Origin of the sequence: Emergencia timonensis (assembly GCF_900086585.1) — a bacterium.
Lineage (GTDB): Bacteria > Bacillota > Clostridia > Peptostreptococcales > Anaerovoracaceae > Senimuribacter > Senimuribacter timonensis.
In genome coordinates this window covers 110,874-127,535 of record NZ_FLKM01000009.1, presented here as the reverse complement: position 1 = coordinate 127,535, position 16,662 = coordinate 110,874, and the positions used below count along the sequence as shown (strand labels likewise).

The 16,662-nt window shown below is 47.4% G+C and carries 16 protein-coding genes; all 16 read right to left on the bottom strand.

Features of this window, described 5'->3' with window-relative positions:
• Window positions 1-10: 10 nt before the first annotated feature.
• A complete protein-coding gene (locus BN6539_RS11530) occupies window positions 11-592 on the bottom strand; it encodes a V-type ATP synthase subunit E (protein WP_067538513.1) in 582 nt (193 codons plus the stop codon).
• Window positions 593-607: 15 nt separating this feature from the next.
• Window positions 608-1,078: a V-type ATP synthase subunit K gene (locus tag BN6539_RS11525; protein WP_067538510.1), complete on the bottom strand. Its 471-nt coding sequence runs from the start codon at window positions 1,076-1,078 to the stop codon at window positions 608-610.
• Window positions 1,075-3,054 (bottom strand): V-type ATP synthase subunit I, encoded by a 1,980-nt coding sequence (locus tag BN6539_RS11520; protein WP_082907489.1) that lies wholly within the window; start codon window positions 3,052-3,054, stop codon window positions 1,075-1,077. The genes BN6539_RS11525 and BN6539_RS11520 overlap by 4 nt, the downstream gene beginning before the upstream one ends.
• A gap of 1 nt (window position 3,055) precedes the next feature.
• Window positions 3,056-3,382 (bottom strand): hypothetical protein, encoded by a 327-nt coding sequence (locus tag BN6539_RS11515; protein ID WP_067538504.1) that lies wholly within the window; start codon window positions 3,380-3,382, stop codon window positions 3,056-3,058.
• A 253-nt stretch (window positions 3,383-3,635) separates the two neighbouring features.
• A complete protein-coding gene (locus BN6539_RS11510; RefSeq protein WP_067538501.1) occupies window positions 3,636-5,306 on the bottom strand; it encodes a YhgE/Pip domain-containing protein in 1,671 nt (556 codons plus the stop codon).
• Window positions 5,303-7,408, bottom strand: a complete 2,106-nt coding sequence (locus BN6539_RS11505; protein WP_067538499.1) for an efflux RND transporter permease subunit — start codon at window positions 7,406-7,408, stop codon at window positions 5,303-5,305. The genes BN6539_RS11510 and BN6539_RS11505 overlap by 4 nt, the downstream gene beginning before the upstream one ends.
• A 170-nt stretch (window positions 7,409-7,578) precedes the next feature.
• Complete coding sequence (locus BN6539_RS11500; protein ID WP_067538496.1) at window positions 7,579-8,634, bottom strand: TRAP transporter substrate-binding protein; 1,056 nt, start codon at window positions 8,632-8,634, stop codon at window positions 7,579-7,581.
• A gap of 157 nt (window positions 8,635-8,791) precedes the next feature.
• Window positions 8,792-9,577, bottom strand: a complete 786-nt coding sequence (locus BN6539_RS11495) for an N-acyl homoserine lactonase family protein (protein ID WP_067538493.1) — start codon at window positions 9,575-9,577, stop codon at window positions 8,792-8,794.
• 3 nt (window positions 9,578-9,580) lie between these two features.
• Window positions 9,581-10,642: an alcohol dehydrogenase catalytic domain-containing protein gene (locus tag BN6539_RS11490; protein WP_067538488.1), complete on the bottom strand. Its 1,062-nt coding sequence runs from the start codon at window positions 10,640-10,642 to the stop codon at window positions 9,581-9,583.
• A complete protein-coding gene (locus BN6539_RS11485) occupies window positions 10,643-11,188 on the bottom strand; it encodes a VOC family protein (protein WP_067538484.1) in 546 nt (181 codons plus the stop codon).
• Between the two features lie 18 nt (window positions 11,189-11,206).
• Window positions 11,207-11,686 carry a VOC family protein gene (locus tag BN6539_RS11480; protein ID WP_067538482.1) on the bottom strand — a complete coding sequence of 160 codons (480 nt, stop codon included), beginning with the start codon at window positions 11,684-11,686 and terminating at the stop codon, window positions 11,207-11,209.
• Window positions 11,687-11,699: 13 nt separating this feature from the next.
• A complete protein-coding gene (locus BN6539_RS11475) occupies window positions 11,700-12,542 on the bottom strand; it encodes a sugar phosphate isomerase/epimerase family protein (RefSeq protein ID WP_067538479.1) in 843 nt (280 codons plus the stop codon).
• Window positions 12,529-13,464, bottom strand: coding sequence for a TIM barrel protein (locus BN6539_RS11470; protein ID WP_067538475.1), 936 nt, complete (start codon window positions 13,462-13,464; stop codon window positions 12,529-12,531). Before BN6539_RS11470 ends, BN6539_RS11475 begins: the two co-directional genes overlap by 14 nt.
• Before the next feature lie 22 nt (window positions 13,465-13,486).
• Window positions 13,487-14,542: a zinc-dependent alcohol dehydrogenase gene (locus BN6539_RS11465; protein WP_067538472.1), complete on the bottom strand. Its 1,056-nt coding sequence runs from the start codon at window positions 14,540-14,542 to the stop codon at window positions 13,487-13,489.
• Between the two features lie 13 nt (window positions 14,543-14,555).
• Window positions 14,556-15,518 (bottom strand): phosphotriesterase family protein, encoded by a 963-nt coding sequence (locus BN6539_RS11460; protein WP_067538469.1) that lies wholly within the window; start codon window positions 15,516-15,518, stop codon window positions 14,556-14,558.
• A gap of 107 nt (window positions 15,519-15,625) precedes the next feature.
• On the bottom strand, window positions 15,626-16,660 hold the full coding sequence (locus tag BN6539_RS11455) for a TRAP transporter substrate-binding protein (RefSeq protein ID WP_067538466.1): 1,035 nt from the start codon (window positions 16,658-16,660) through the stop codon (window positions 15,626-15,628).
• Window positions 16,661-16,662: the final 2 nt, after the last annotated feature.

Here is a 16,662-nt window from a genome sequence, read left to right as displayed (position 1 = left end):
ATCTATCTCCTTACTGGAACAACTGGGCGGCGACTTCTCCTACCAGATCTTCCCTGGCCTCCTCAACGAGAGCCTCGACGGTTCCGTTGATATAAATGGAACCTTTTTTCAGTAAAAACCCGCCTCTGATGTTCTTCGTCTCTTTTGATAATGTAATCTTGCTGCCTGCAAGCTCCTTCGATAACACGTTGACCAAATCCGTTCCCACTGAGGCTGCATCCTTTTCATTTAGAATGAGTTCTCCTTCGGTTTCTCCGGTCTTTTTCACCAGGCCGGCAAGAAAAGCAATATATTCTTCTTTTTCCATGGAAGCGATCTGTTCGATGGCTCTATCAAAACACTCCGTAATCAGCTTCTGCTTTTCTTCCAGAATGATCTTCCTTCCATCGATGTCAGCCACTGCTTTTCTTCTGCTGATCAATTTTTCTTTCTCTTTCTGGCCGCGCTCTTGGGCCTCCCTGAGAACTTTTTCTGCTTCGGATTCTGCTCTGGCAAGGATTGCATCACACTCAGCTTTCGCTTCGTCCAAGGTGACCTGCGCTATGCTCTCTGCGTCACTGACGATCTTTGATGTAATCTTCTCTATGCTCATGATTTTGCTCCTTCATTACAGTCCAAGGTTGAACAGCATCAAAATGGAAACCAGCAGTGCGAAAATCGCGTAAGTCTCAACCATTGCCGCATAAATAATTCCCTTTACCATCTGATCCGGCCGCTTGCCCAACAGCATGATGCCGGCAGCAGCAGTTTTTCCCTGTGAAATAGCGGACCAGATGCCGACAAGTCCGATCGGAAGGCCTGATGCGAAGATATATAGACCCTGAGTCAAGGTCAGATCAATCATATTGCCGCCGAAGAGGCCGATCTTTACGAAGATCAGAAAGGCCATCAGCAGGCCGTAGATGCCCTGTGTTCCCGGCAGCGCCTGCAAAATCAGAGTTTTACCGAACTTCTTTGGATCTTCAGCCAAAACACCGGCAGCCGCCTGCCCTGCAATACCGACACCCATCGCACTTCCTATACCAGCTAAAGCTGCAATTGCCGCACCTATCAGTGCCATAACATTTCCAGTAATCATTTTTTACCTCCGTCTGTGTCATTTGTCAATCTGACATATTTTGTATTTTTTCTAAATGGATCAAACTCTTCTCCGCCGTCCTCATAGAACTTGCCGAAGAATTCGATATATTGCAATCTGCTCGAATGCACGAACGCTCCCAATGCATTGATGGCCAGGTTAAAGGTATGGCCGATAATAAATGCAAAGAGCAGTATCAGCGCGCCTGCGATGCCGCCTCCTGCCAGAGAACCCATCAGGTTGACGACCTGAGCGATAACGCCGGTCGCAAGTCCCAGAGCCAGCAGTCTGGCGTAGGATAAGATATCCGACAGATAACTTGTAATATCATATAGGGAACTGAATCCTCCGATGACTTTTCCAAAGCCTTTTTTGTTCCTTCCGCCAGTGAGCAGAAGGATTGCCGCTCCTGCGATGGCCATATACATGCCCGGCTTTACCAGAGCTTCTGATATGGAGCTTCCGCCCAGCCACATGGCTGCACCCAGTATGACTAAATACCAGGAGAAGACGTCGAAGACCGCATCCAGCCATTTGCCTTCTTTGATCAGCATGCCCGCTTTGATGGCCATGCCCAGGAAGATGTGAATCACGCCGAATACCAGGGACCAGATCAAAAGCCTGGTCGGATCGTCGATCGGGTTGAACCACAAGGCCGGTATGGTAATCTCTTTGCCGAATATGACTTTTGCCGCGACTTGGAAGAAATCTCCGAACCAGCCGCCGAACAAAGCGCCCCATAATATGGTGGATAAACCACAATAGAAAAACATTTTGATCATCTTGTAAGTCATGCCTTCCAGGGCGAACTTCCGCAGCACGATGAAACATGCCAGGGCGATGACGATTCCATATCCCGCATCACTGAGCATGATGCCGAAGAACATGGCGTAAAAGAATGCAAAATATTTGGTCGGATCCACCCCTTTGTAATCCGGCAGAGAATACATCTCCGTTATAGATTCAAACGGATAGACCACACTGTTGTTCTGGGTTAATACCGGCACCTCGTCGCCTTCTTCCGGGTCACGGTAAGCAAAACAGCACTGATATTCTGTAAGCATCTTGTCCACGACCTCCATGGCTGGTTCAGGTACCCACCCTTCCAGATTGAAGGTACGCTTGGTCTTCAGCAGCCTGCCTTTGACCTTCTCTCGGTCTCTTTCGATGACCAGCTGATCGTACACACACTCGATACCATATTTCATCTTGTACAAGGTGCTGATTTCTTTCTCAACCTGGCTGCACCGGCTTTCCGTTTCCTGAATTTCTTTGATGATCCGCTCCCGGTTTACGGCCGCGGTTCCGACAAAATCCTTGAACGGCGTCGGCGTGTAACCGTACTGCTTGAGAATGGTCATCACCGCTTCCTGGTCATCCTTCATGGTGATGACGACCAGATAGATCAGATCCCTGTCTCGATCGATCTCACGCAGTTCCACTGCCTCCCGGCCTTCGCTGACACGCATCGTAAGTTTTTCCACATCTACTGTCGATGGAACGACGCCCAGGTTGATGTTGGTGTACCTGGTCTCGTCAATCTCTAAGGGCAGATCATAAATGACCCATGGATTGATCGCGCTCAAATCTGCGTTCTTCTTGTTCACCAGTTCCCGCAGCTTGTGAATCTGATCATTAAGACCGAGGATATAATCGATGTCGCCATAGATTTGCTCTCGTCCTTCCAGCGTCTTTGTGAATTCAGCCTTTTTCATAGCTCTTCTCGTCTTGAACAGCGGACTTTTTGCTGTACTGTACTTCTCCAGTGTCTCCAGGGCCAAGGATACCCGATTGATCTGCGCGTCCAGAGAGGTCACTTTGTTGTCATCTCCGTCCTTTACGCCCAGGTCTTTCCATGTTTCTTCCTCTGTAAGCCGCTGTCCCTGGTCTGTAATCTGCATCACGCCAGCTTCCATCAATTCAGATATGAGTTTCTCTTTCACAGTGTCAAGGCCTATGACAGCCACTTTCTTCATTTTAATTATTGACACTTGACCTCACAATCCTTTCTGCAATTAATTCAATAGCCTTGCTCTCATTGTTTCTGGCATTTTCAATCATAATGTTACATTCATTCTTCGTTTTTTCTAAAAATGAATGGTATTGCTCATCTGATTTCGCCTGCCCCTCTTTCATCAAAGAATCGTAAGTGTCCTTTGCACGGTTCTCGGCATCCAGGGCAATTTGGTCTGCTTTAGCTCTCGCTTCTGCCAAAGCTTGCTTTGAATCTGCTTTTGCCTTTTTCTGAAGCTCATCAGCGTAGTTTTCACTTTCTTTTATCTTTGTAAGTTCTTCAACAAACACTGTTCTTCACCTCCCGTCCGAATTTTGAGAAAAATAAAAATTTTCCTCATGGTAATTATACCCCAATTTAATCTGCTAAACAATCATAGTTACAAAGTTAACGAGACTAATACTGTATACTTTCTATACCCTAGACAACAATAGCCTAGTTTTACAAAAGTTTAATGTACGTCCCTCTCCTAGTCAATGATATCCTGTATTATATGCAAAAGGAGGCAGGTTTAGCCGCCCGCCTCCTTTTGCTTAGTTAGTATTATTTGGAAGAAACTTCATCCGTTTTAAAGATGAATTTCACGGTGTCATAATTCCCTCTGTCTCCAAAGGATTTGTAGCTCTTCGCCGCATTTTCCAGCGCATTGATCTTGTCAAAGACGCCGGCCAGGTCCCTGTCAGAAAGCTTCGATAGCTTCTTTAACCCTTCTTCTGCCATCTGATCTACCCCTTCGGAGAGCTTCTTTGCTCCTGCATTTAATTGGCTGATGCCAGAAACCAGTTCACCCTCTTTGAGACGAAGCTGGCTGGTGCCTTTGAATAACTGTTCTGCACCGCCATTCAATTTGTCAATGCCTGCAGACAACTGCGTCTGCCCGGTTTTTAAAGCGCTGGCGCCGTCAGAAATCTGCTTGGCGCCTGCTGCCAGCGCATCTACACTGCCAGGAAGCTGTTTTGCGCCCTGTGCCGCGGAGTCAACGCCCGCTGTATATGTCAATACCCCTTTATAAAACGTCATCACGTTGTCAATCTCGTCCTTTACACCAGCCAATTGTGTTGCCATATCCCCCTGGCTGGCAGCAATGGCCTGATCCAGCACCTGCCCATAATTGTCGGCTGTCAGCGTGACATTCATTCCTGCCGCCTGCAGGCTGCTGCTGGCTGTCTTCAGCACGCTCTCCACCACCTGCTTTGCACCGCTGTTGATCGATGCGCTGCTTGCGGAGATCTGCGTCAGGCCATTTGACAGATCAGAAACGCCTGTTTTGAGCTGCGCAGAGCCGTTATATAAAGTATCTGCACCTGTCTTCAAATTATTCGTACCGGCAGTCAATTTTTCCGCACCTGTTTTCAAATCTTTTGTGCCCGTATATAAATCTTCGGTTCCTGCCTTCAGCGTGTCAGTGCCTGCGGTCAATTTTTTTGCTCCTGCCTGCAGCTTCTGGGTTCCTTCATAAAGCTGCGCAGTGCCTTTGATCAGCTCGCTGGCGCCGTCCTTCAGCTTATCCAGTTGGGCGCTGAGATCGCTCAAATCCGAGCTTTGGTCGATGTTCATCTCAGCGAAGACATCGCTGGTCAAAAATGTATAGATGGTTTCGATTTGAAAGTTTTCTACATCTGATGAAACCGTAATGCTCTCTGGCACATCCAACTGGCTCTTTGAAAGTCCCAGGCTCTCCTGCATGCCAGGAAAGCTGTAGCCGATGGCCACGTTTCTGTTTCCGTCGTCCACCGTCTTTCCGTTTGTAACCTTTATATTAGAAAAATACTGATTATCCAGAATCATCCCTGTCACGGCCATAAACGGAACGTAGACGCCGCCGGATTTCTGGTGGTTTGTATAATCGATATGCATGACCACGTGACCACTCTTCCCGGCCAGCTTCTCCGGCGTAATGGCTTTGCCGTCCAGTGTATAGCTGATTTTCATCGTGACAGGCAGCTCTGCATTTTCATAGCCGTCATAATGAAGTGTCCCTTTTTCACTGACAATTCTCTGATGTTCTCTGCCGTCTGCGTCAGTGAGCAGGTAGACGGTCTCGTCGTTTGCCGGCGTCCTCGCCGTCGTCTTAATGCCGTCGTTGACGTTTTCTTTCTTTGCGCCTTGATCGGCAAAGGATGTGATGCTGACGCCGCCCAGTGCAATCAAAGCCACAATCAAGGTCAGCACAAGCGCTTTTAATCTCTTATCACCTTTCATATATTTTTTCATGCCTCTATTACCTCTTCTCTCCTAACTTTTTTTGATTGAAACGCACCCCGCAGGCCGCCAGTGGTTTTGATGATCAGTCCGTCAAACAGCTTCAGGAAGGCCGGCAGAATGAAGATGACTGCCAGCATGCTGACGAATGCGCCTCTTGCCATCAGGCTGCACATGGAGCTGATGATATCCAGCTCCGAGTAGACCGACACGCCGAAAGTCGCTGCAAAAAATCCTAGTGCACTGACAACGACGGATGGGATCGAAGTGGAAAGCGCCGTCATCACCGCTTCATCTCTGTCACAGCCGCCGAGTCGTTCTCTCTTATATCTGGTGGTCATCAGAATGGCGTAATCCACTGTAGCGCCTAACTGTATGGTTGACAGGCAGATCGGCGCGATAAACGGCAGCCAGGTGCCTGTGTAATACGGCAGTCCCAGGTTGATGAAGATTGCAAAATAAATGGTTGCAACCAGAATGACCGGAAGGCTGCCCGACTTTAATACGATGGCGATGATGATAAAGATCAGTACGACGGATATCGCGCTTACGATAGCGAAGTCGCGATTGGTCGTCTTCATCAGATCCTTGGTGCAGGCCGCTTCGCCGATGATCATGCCTTTGTCGTCGTAGGACTTGACGATTTTGTTCATAGCCGTGATCTGCCGGTTCACTTCTTTGCTGGCCGTCCTGTATTCGCTCATCACCAGCATCAACTGGTATTTGCCACTCTTGAGAGTTGACCTTACCTCGTCTGGGAAAATTTCGTCAGGAATCTGCGTCCCTGTCAGGGAATCCATGGCAAGTGCCGCTTTGACCCCTTTGACGTCTTCTAATTCGCCGATCATCTCCTGGACATCGGCTTTGTTCATATTCTTATCGACCAGCAGCATGTGCGCATTGCCGACGTCAAACTGATCCATCAGCTTGTTGTTGGATATGACATAATTCATATCCTTTGGCAGCGCCCCAGCCATGTCGTAATAGATATTCGTGTTGTTATATCCGTAAACCGCAGGCCCCAGCACCAACAGGAAGATGGCGAGGAAGATCGGGCTTTTCTTCACTACAAATTTAGAAAGCTTCTTCATGTCCGGTATGATGGACCGGTGTCTCGTCTTTTCGATGATGTTGTCGAAAACGAGAATCAAAGCCGGCAGTGTAGTCACACATCCGATGACGCCGAAGACGACGCCTTTTGCCATGACGATGCCCAGATCCTTGCCCAAAGTAAAGCTCATAAAGCAGAGTGCGATAAAGCCTGCTATGGTAGTGACGGAACTTCCGATGACGGAACTGATGGTATGCTTGATGGCCGTTGCCATTGCCAGCTCCTTATCGCCCTGTATCGACTGCTCCTCTTCGAAGCTGTGCCACAAGAAGATGGAATAGTCCATGGTGACCGCCAGCTGCAATACCGCCGACAGCGCCTTTGTAATATATGAAATCTCACCCAGGAAGATATTGGTTCCCAGGTTGTACATGATGGCCATACCGATGCTGGCCAGAAAGATGACCGGAATCATCCAGGAGTCCAGCAGAATCATCATCGCTACGACCGCGCAGATGACCGCCAGCCCTACATAGTGGGGTTCCTCCTGCTCGCAGAGGTCTTTCAGATCTTTGACCAAAGCCGACATGCCGGTCACATAGGAATTACTGCCTGCGACCTGTCTCACCTGGCCAATGGCCTCGATGGTTTCATCGGCCGAAGTGGAGGAATCGAAGAACACCGCCATCAAGGTTCCTCCGTCTTTATTAAACGCTTCGTAATACTTGTCAGGAATGATCTCCATCGGTACATCGGTGCTCAGCAGGGTGTTGTACCAGATGACTGAGTCCACATGATCTACCTTTTCAATTTTGCTTTTGATTGCCGCCGTCTCCGCCGGCGTCTGATCCTGTACGACGATAATCGAAAAGGCTCCTTTGCCGTAATCGTCCATCAGGATATCCTGCCCTTTCACCGTGTCTAAGTTTTTCGGCAGATAGGTCAGCATATCGTAATTGATCCTGGTGCCCAGCATGCCGAATACCGATGGTATCAGCAGCAGGACGCAGACAATCAAAATGATTTTTCTATGCTTGACTACTGCCGCAGAAAATCTGTCCATATTGTCGTCTCTCCCTTCTAACTAACTACTGTAAGAGATTGTAACGCGACAGGCCGCACAGTTAAATAATCAAAAAAAGCACGGTGCATAAATTTGTTGCACCGTGCTGACATTGTGTAATTTTTTGTCAATTTGCGAGACGTGTATAAAGTGTTTTAATATTCTATCATTTATTTTTTAGAAGCTTCCCATTCCTCTGACCATTTCGCCAACGCCTCTACGATCTTTGTTCCAGGAAGGCCTTTTTTATCCAGCTCCTTCGCCTTTTCGAGGTTTGCTGCCTGCACCAATTCGATAAACGCAGCGCGCTGATCGTCCGTCAATACGACTTCTTTCGTGCCATATTCCTTTTCAGCCCACTCCATTGCGCCTTCCTCCGATGCCTTGAAGCCGTTGACATTGGCATCTTCAACGACCTTGCGGATTTCCTCGCTGTCAATGATCTTCTGAATATCTTCCGGCAGGGAATTCCAAGTGTCCAGGTTCATCAAATGACCAGCGCCGCTGGTATAGCAAAGGTTTAATTTGACACAGTAGTTGCATACTTCTGCAAAGTTGCATGACTCTAGTGTTTCTGTCGGGATTAACATGCCGTCGTACATGTTCTTCTGAAGCGATGAGTATACTTCTGAAAACGGCGTGTTGACAGGTGTTGCGCCGCAATTCTTGACAAATCCATTCCAGTCCGCTTCACACCAGATGGTCAGCCCCTTCATATCTGCCGGCGTCTTTACTTCTTTGTTCACGGTCAATAACTGATACATCGTGCCGCCGTTGAAACCCTGTGCCAAGATATGGACGTCTTTATATTCGTCTGCGATTTCAGGAAATTCTTCAAACAATTTGTAGGAGAAATCTACTACTGCATCTTCTGGAACGCCAGAGGTGATGCTCTTCCAGTTTTCTGAAATGACGAATCCATCGTTTGCATAGCGGTGAACGTCTGCAATATCTGCCACGCCGCCCACTAACTGCTGATATTCAGCATTGGCATCGATCAAAGTATCATCGTAATAAAATGTACACTTCACCCTGCCATCGGTTGCTTCTTCTACTGCTTTTGCCCATGCGCGCCAGCTCTCAGCCTGGAAATTGTTTTCCGAAACCGCCAGGCTGAATTTGAGGTTGTAAGTTTTCTCTGCGTCTCCGTCACCGGAACTTCCACATGCTGCCATGGCAAAGACCATTGCAATCACTAGAGCTACAGTCAATAGTTTCTTTTTCATCAATTTTTCCTCTCTCTTAATGTCACTTCGTTGATTCTTCAAACATCTGCAATATCTTCTATGACAAAATTTTATCATGGTTGTTCCTAAGAAACCAATTCATTTTCAGAATATTATGTTATAACTATTATTTATACGGACATTCAATAGATGCCTTCTACAGTGTGCCACTGGCATATCTCTTCTGCAGTTCCTTGAATTGGTTCATATCATGACCAAAGAATACTTCCGCGTTGTTCACTTCAGAAATTGCTCTGATTTTTTCAATAGTTCTGTAATATCCCGCCTCATCGATACATACACCTGCCATCTGTGCAGGCGGCCCATAATGGACATGCGAATACACCGCATCCGATGCCAATATATAATTGCTTTGCTCTCCCTTCACAAGCAGCGCCAACATGCCATAAGAGTGGCCCGGACCGAGATGATACACGGTAACCTCATCACAGAGCTGCATGCTTTCTTCATACGTGAGCTGCCACCTTATGCCTGCCTTAAGACTGTTTTCAATGTCCGTCTTTACATGGAAGGTATCCGTAAGCTGATCCGTCGCGTAGTTTTTCATCACAGAGATGAATTCCTCTGCACTGACTAGTGTCCTGGCCGCGGGGAAGTATTTCAGACATCCCATGTGATCCACATGCATATGGGAGAGCACGACATACTTGATCTCTTCCGGCTGAATTCCGATTTTTCTAAGCGAATCCACAACAGTTCCATTCTCACCCGGCTCATAGGGTGTCTGTTTCAGCCATTCGGGCCAGACCTTCATGCCTTCATCGTCACAGGCACAGTCGAATAAGATGTAGCCAATGGATGTATCTAACAAAAAAGAATGGACCGGAATGTCGTTACTAGTTTCAGCCTCGTTCCTGTCTAGCAGCACCGGATTTTCCTTTCCTAAGATCAGCACGCCGTTATTTAATAAATGTAATTTCACCTGTTACCTCCCTTCTGACGGACCGTTAGGCTCGAACACCACTTTGATGGTGTGGGGATCATTGAGAACGTGTTCCATTCCCGCAAAAAATTGATCTAACGGCAGGACCTCCGTAATTGCAAGCTCCGGATCTACCTTTCCTTCTTCGATCGCCTTGAGTGTCTGGGGAAACTTAAAATGCTGGAAGGTGGAACCAATGTAGCTCAGCTGTCTTGTTGCAAACAGTTTCATATCAAGCTCAACCTTCTCCGCCATGTTCACGTTATTTTGGAAAGCGTAGTTCACAAAGGTACCGCCCTTTTTCAATAGCCCTATGCTCCTTGTAATAAGGTCTGCATCTGCGGTCGTGTCGATGATGTAGTCAAATCCATGGGGAAATTGTTTTTTTAGCACGGTTTCGTGTTTTTCGTAGTGCTCCCTGTCCACTAAAATGGTTTCGATTCCTCTTGTCCTGATTTTTTCTAATTTGCTTGCAACCATGTCAACGGCAACTACTGTTGCCGCAGCTGAACTTTTTGCCATCTGCGCCAGGATATTACCGCTGGCTCCGCAGCCGAGAATCAGAACTTCAGACCCATATTTGAAATTACATCTTTCCATACAGTTGTATGCGCAGCCCACCAGCTCCGTCATCGATGCGGCTTTCATTGAAACACTGTCAGGAATTCTGTAAACCAGATCTTCATCCACGGCGACAAGTTGGGCAAATCCGCCGTTCAGAGTCTGCCCATAGGCTTCATTATTATCACAGAACCGCACTTCGCCGCGCTCGCAGTAATAGCACTTTCCACAGGGCTTATTGGCATCAGCCGTTACTCTGTCACCGACCTGAAAGCGCCTCACATCTTTGCCGATAGCCTCAACGATGCCAGCATATTCGTGTCCCGGTATGAGCGGATAGCTTCCGAATACCGAATAACCCCCGTAATGGGCGGCATCTGCAGGCTTACATATATCCGACGCGTAAACCCTGATCAGTACGTCCGTATTCTTTAAAACCGGATCCGGCACATCCGTATATGAGGCATTTTCTCTGCCGCCTTTTTTGAATAATATCGCTTTCATTTAATCCTCCCGGTACCTGATCAATTTGTCAATTTCGTCTTCCGTCATGGATGCTCTCGGGCCTACTACCCGCATGCCGTATTCTATAATCATGCCCAGTTCCTCTCGCAGATCATAATATGCACAGTGTCTTCCCAGATGGTACAAGTCGTACAGCGGAACCTTTCCCAGGTCATTCTTCAGATAATCGATGCCCTCTTCTCTGTTAACCATTCTGATATTGAGATGATGAATGCCCGGACCGCCATTTTCCTTTAAAAAATCGGTGACCACATTGGATTCTTCTTCATATCCCGGAAGGGGCGCAAACAATTCGATGTCCATACCTCCCATATAAAAATTGTACTGGTGATAGTGATAAACGCCCTCTATGCCTTTATATTTCACCTCCGTCAGCCTGCCTTCGGCATAGGCGTCACGGGAATCAGAATAAGATACAGAGGTTTCATCGATGCCCATCAGTTCGCGGAAGTCAGCGAGTCCCTCTTCCAGGTCATTGACCATGACCGCCACCTGGCATACCAGATCCATATTCAGTTTCGTCACGATTCTTACCCTTCCTTTCTATCCTCTGGCGCAGGGGCCCGCCATGGCATCCCAAGGCGCTGCGCGCATGCCGATTTTGCTTTCAAAGTCATAGAGCTTATAAGTTCTGCCCTCTGTCACTTCCTCATACAGCGGAGAAATTCCCTTTGCCTCGTACATTGCAATCAATGCGGGATAGTCCTCCGCATAAAACCCGATATGGTGAAAACCCTGCCCACTCTTTTTCAGTTTATCAGAATAGGGGTCTCCGCCGCTTTTGTTCAGGGGCTCCACGAGTTTGATCTGCACGCCGCCAAGATCAAAGCATGCCCACTTGATCTCGCACGTTATCTGCAGACCTTGATAAATGGATCTGACATGACCATCTGATCTCCCTGTCTCTATGGAAGAGATATCAAATTGAACCATTCGTTTCCAATTTTCCATAGTCTCTTCTACATTTCTGACAACGCAGACCACCTGGAAAATCTGAGAATTCCATTCCTTTGTCTGTAGCATCTCTGCCTCCTCTCTATTCTTCGCCATATGCGGCGTAAAGTGCCGCCACATCCCGCCTTGCAGACTGGATATAGCTGGACATGCCTTTCATCATGGACTTGTGATAATACATATTTTCTGATATGAGCCAACCTTCAAAGCCGATGTCCTTCACCGCACGAGCTGCCTCTTCAAAATAGGTAATCCCTGTTCCAAATGGAACCAGAGGTGATTCTACATTGACATAGCCGTCCTGGTTGCCGCCGTTATCTTTAATGTGAAAGTGGTCGATTCGGTCCTTTCCCAGCACCCGTATCATTTCTGGCGGATATCCCGTTCCGTACATGCAGGGGTTGTGGGTGTCGAAGCACAGCGTAAGCTTTCCGTCAAATTGATCCAAGAATGTGATATGATCCTCTAATTCCATATCTGTTTCCATTGCAATGTTGACACCGTATTCCGCCCCCATTTTTACGGCATAAGCACAAACATCCAGGACATGCTGTTTCTTTGCAGCATTATTCATACGCATTCCGTCTATAACGACCGTGGGAATACCCATCTCCGATGCAGCGATGACCCCCTGCCTGATGCTCTCAAGACAGATTTTGCCTTCCTCGGAATCGAGGCTGCTTCTGAAATACCCCTGGTGTCCCAGTGTATATAAATGAATGTGAGGAAACTCGATGTTATACTTTGCACCAGCGTTCAGATAATATTCTTGTACTCTTTTATTTCTCAATGGATAGCCTTGCAGGGATCCACCGCCGTCTCCTAGCTGCATGCCGGAAAAGCCCGCCTCACTTGCCATTTTGATGGCTAATTCCCCCCAGCAGGGGAATGCCCACTCCACTGCGCCGAATTTAAATCTTGCCATACGAGTTCCTCCCTTTTCGATCAAAAACATGCTGTAAGGTTTCTACATCCTTTGCGAGGAGCGTCTCATAATCGCCTCCTACAGGATTCAGATCACTGCTGTAATACGCCGTATCGGAAAGAACCCACCCGTCAAAACCAATCTCTTTGATCGCTTCTGCGCACTCCTTAAATTTAGAATCACCCTGACCCAGAAGCGTATTGCCTGCGGTTTCTTCTGTGAGAAAACCCTCTCTGTCAGCTTTCAAGTCCCTGATCCTGAACCAGCCAATCCGATCTCTGCCGATTTGTCTGATCATTTCAGAAGGATCTCCCGTATTACAGGTCTCTGGATCGATCGTATGAAAATCAAGTTTGACCCTTCTGCCAAGGGAGTCGATTGCGGCAATCTGTTTTTCCGCTGCTATCTCTGTCGCCACATAGATTTTGATGCCATTGTCTTCTCCCGCTTCCGCTGCATATAGGAGTTTTTCATAAGCGTACTCCTGTTGAAATACGCCAAATAAACCTCTGGCAGAAAGGGTCACTGCCGGGATGTGCATGGCCTTCGCCGCCGCAATTGCCTTATCGATGGTTTCGATGCATTCTCTGCCTGCCAGCGTCTCCTTGGGGGCTTTGATAAATCCCTGGGTCTCCAGCAGATGCAGTTTCAACCCGATCAGCTCGATTCCGTTTTTTGCAGCGGCTTCCATGTAATCATTCTGGACATATTCGTCCGTCAGCGGAAAGGAATCCTCTCTTCTGAGATCAAGTCCCAAACGTTCATATTCCACATATCCATTATTTAACGGATGCGGCTGCAAATATCCGCCCCCATCAGTAATTTCCATACCGTCAAATCCAGCTTCCTTTGCCATCTCCATGGCAAGCGAACCCCAGATTGGAAAGCAGTACTCACTGGCTGCAAATTTTATTTTTCCCATGGTCTCCTCCAAATTCCCATTTCTATTTACCATCGGAACAGCCATTTGGTTCAATGATAATTTTAATGAGATCCTCATTGCGGTTGTTTTCATCAAGGGCCTCAAAGTAGTCCTCCAGCGGATAGGTTCTGGAAATAATCAGCTCTGGTTCAACCTTACCCATGCTCATCGCTCTGAGAACCTTTTCAAAATCATGATGCTGGAAAGTCGTGCCGATATAGTTGAGTTCTTTTCTGGCGATGAGAGAAATGTTCAGCGTAATATCCTTTTTCTCTGTGTTCGAAAAGGAATAATTTGCAAACTTTCCCTGTGGCTTCAACAACTCGAAGGTTCGCTCACTGAGCGCCGGATCTCCTGCCGCATCGATAATGACGTCAAACCCGTGAGGATACTGTTCCATCAAAATCTTTTCATGGTTTGCATCATCCTCTCTGTCGACCAGGACGGTGTTCACACCTTTTGCCGCTATCTTATCGAGCTTGCCCTGATTGGAATCGATGACCGTCACGGTCCCCGCCTGGGAGCTCTTTGCGAGCATGGCGAGGAGCATTCCGCTGGCGCCGCTGCCGATGATGAGCACATCCCCCGAATAGGGAATTTCACATCGTTCAATACAGTGAAATGCGCAGCCTGTCAGTTCTGAAAGGGCTGCCGCTTTCATGGAGACATTTTCGGGAACCCGGTACACGTGTGTTTCAGGTGATACGACCAGTTCTGCAAAACCGCCGTCAATGCTCTGACCTAGCGCTTTGTAATTCTCGCAAAATGGAAAGGCCGCTCTCTGACAGAAATAACAGGTTCCGCATGGCGCTCCGTTATCGACAGCAACCCGGTCTCCCGGTTTAAAATGTGTTACCTCGCTGCCTACCGCTTCAACAATTCCCGCAAACTCGTGCCCGGGTACCACAGGATATTCTCCTAGCATGGAAGTGCCCTTGTCGTGGCCAGAATCTGCCGGCGTACAGATTCCACACGCCATGACACGCACCAACACTTGATTTTCAGTTACAACCGGATCCGGAACCTGGCAGATGCTGGCGTTGGCACGTCCTCCTTTTTTATATAATAATGCTTTCATTTCTCTATCTCCTTTAGCCTTCGAAGAACTTTCTCGGATTATCAATGGTCAGACTCCAGAGATATGCAGGGTCGCAGCCCATTTCTGCCAGTTCTTTAAACAAACGGTTTTTGATGAATAAAAATCTCTCCGGGCAGACGCTCCAGACCTCTCTATAGATCTCCTCTGGCTGGTTGTCATACAGAGTAGACGCGCACATGATGTCATGAGAGAATAGCATTCTATCCCCCATTCCGGCATCCAACATGGTTTTGACAAACTTGATTCTCGTTTCTGTTCCAACAGCGTATTCGCCCGGGAAAGAGATCATCGGCATTCGATCCACGCCAATCCACGCCCCCTGGTCATAGATCCACTTCACAAAATCGATATCTGTGGTTTCAGGAATATGATCGACTACCACGTCGTTCATATCCACGCCCTCTTCCCTCAAGAACTTCAGCTGATGCCTCGGTGTTTCCGTCGGGCAGTAGGTATGAAGCATGACTTTTTTGCCGGTTTCTCTCTGCGCCATACCCACTGCATGGTGCATCTTTGTAACCCATTCTGTCGGGCCTTCCTTATCCATAGATGCCTTTAGTATCCCTGCTTTGATATCCGTGCCGTCACACCCCTTGTTGATATCGTCAGCAAAGCACTGCGCCCACTGTTCTGCTGTAGATGGTCCCAGATACGGCGGCTCGCAGCCCCACCATCCAGTAGTGGCAATGATGTTGACTCCCGAAATCTCGCTGACTTTTTTCAGTTCCTTCACGTCTCTTCCCAGCGTTACAGGAGAGGCATCCACTACTGTTGAAATGCCGTTTTCTTTCATTTCTTTCAGGTCGCTTAGAATCTGCTGCTCAAAGTTTTTGCCATACAGCTGAGGATAACTGAGCGCAACGCCCATACTGGACGTGCATACGTGCTCATGCATCAAAACCGAACCCAGCTCTTCCGTCTTTATTTCTCCTAATACCGTCTGTACTGTCTTCATTTTTCACTCCTCCTATCATAAGAAACTGTCCGGAGATTGCGCTAAGACACGCTCCGAACAAAGAGTTTTACGATATTTACATTATTTCCTTCTCATTTTGCTCCTTTTTACTGTGTCGCATATTGAGCAATCGTTTCTACCATTTTGCTGCCAGGCAGCTCTAAATCATCTAGTTTCTTAGCGAGGACGGCTTTGGATTCTGTCAGCTTGTTCAGAAATGCTTTCTCCGCTTCCTTTGATGGGTATATAATTTCAGTGCCATATTTTTCTTCTGCCCATTTCAATGAAGTTTTCTCAATGGCAATTCCATCTTCAAAATTCGATTCCTCTAATTTTGTTCTCAAAACTTCATCATCTATGACTGCTTTTAAATCGCTTGGAAGATCGTTGTAGGTATCCAGATTCATGTAGTACCCCGGTCCGCTCAGATACCAGAAGTCAATGTAAGTGACATAGCCACATACCTCTGCAAAGTTGCAGGATTTCAGCGTTTCTGCTGCAATCATCAATCCATCGTACATATTCTTCTGTAAGGAAGAGTACACCTCAGACCATGGCGTATTAACAGGAGTTGCTCCGCAGGCCTTTACAAATTCATTCCAGTCTGGCTCACACCAGATTGTCATGCCTTTCATATCGTCAGGATTTTTCACCGCTTTATTTACGGTTAGAAGCTGATAGCCGCCTCCGCCCGTATAAGACTGTGCTAATACCTTGACATCTTTAAACTCATCCATAATCTCAGGATACCGTTCACAGAAGTCATAGGATAGAGATACCTGCCCTTCTGAAGGGATCCCAGCCGTAAGCAGCTTCCAGTTCTCACTGATATGGAACCCATCACTTGCCAAACGCTTGGCATCTGCGATATCGGCGACGCCGGCCGTAAGTTGCTGCATTTCAGCATTTGAATCGAGCAAAGTGCAGTCATAATACTTTGTGAATTTGATGCGCCCGCCTGACTTTTCATGAATGGCGTCCAGCCATTCGTCCCAGTTTGCCGTCATGAAATTGTCGGCATTATTTTCCCAATTGACATTCAGGTTATATGTATCTTTTGTCGTGCTATTGTTGTCATTTTCGCAGGCTGCAAAGGTTAACACCATTATCAGCGCGAAAAGAAGTGCGGTTAACTTCTTCATTT

Coding starts and splice junctions, on each gene's coding strand:
- BN6539_RS11530 (WP_067538513.1), bottom strand. CDS start 592: ATGAGCATAGAGAAGATTACATCAAAGATCGTCAGTGACGCAGAGAGC.
- BN6539_RS11525 (WP_067538510.1), bottom strand. CDS start 1,078: ATGATTACTGGAAATGTTATGGCACTGATAGGTGCGGCAATTGCAGCT.
- BN6539_RS11520 (WP_082907489.1), bottom strand. CDS start 3,054: ATGAAGAAAGTGGCTGTCATAGGCCTTGACACTGTGAAAGAGAAACTC.
- BN6539_RS11510 (WP_067538501.1), bottom strand. CDS start 5,306: ATGAAAAAATATATGAAAGGTGATAAGAGATTAAAAGCGCTTGTGCTG.
- BN6539_RS11505 (WP_067538499.1), bottom strand. CDS start 7,408: ATGGACAGATTTTCTGCGGCAGTAGTCAAGCATAGAAAAATCATTTTG.
- BN6539_RS11500 (WP_067538496.1), bottom strand. CDS start 8,634: ATGAAAAAGAAACTATTGACTGTAGCTCTAGTGATTGCAATGGTCTTT.
- BN6539_RS11490 (WP_067538488.1), bottom strand. CDS start 10,642: ATGAAAGCGATATTATTCAAAAAAGGCGGCAGAGAAAATGCCTCATAT.
- BN6539_RS11480 (WP_067538482.1), bottom strand. CDS start 11,686: ATGCTACAGACAAAGGAATGGAATTCTCAGATTTTCCAGGTGGTCTGC.
- BN6539_RS11475 (WP_067538479.1), bottom strand. CDS start 12,542: ATGGCAAGATTTAAATTCGGCGCAGTGGAGTGGGCATTCCCCTGCTGG.
- BN6539_RS11470 (WP_067538475.1), bottom strand. CDS start 13,464: ATGGGAAAAATAAAATTTGCAGCCAGTGAGTACTGCTTTCCAATCTGG.
- BN6539_RS11465 (WP_067538472.1), bottom strand. CDS start 14,542: ATGAAAGCATTATTATATAAAAAAGGAGGACGTGCCAACGCCAGCATC.
- BN6539_RS11460 (WP_067538469.1), bottom strand. CDS start 15,518: ATGAAGACAGTACAGACGGTATTAGGAGAAATAAAGACGGAAGAGCTG.
- BN6539_RS11455 (WP_067538466.1), bottom strand. CDS start 16,660: ATGAAGAAGTTAACCGCACTTCTTTTCGCGCTGATAATGGTGTTAACC.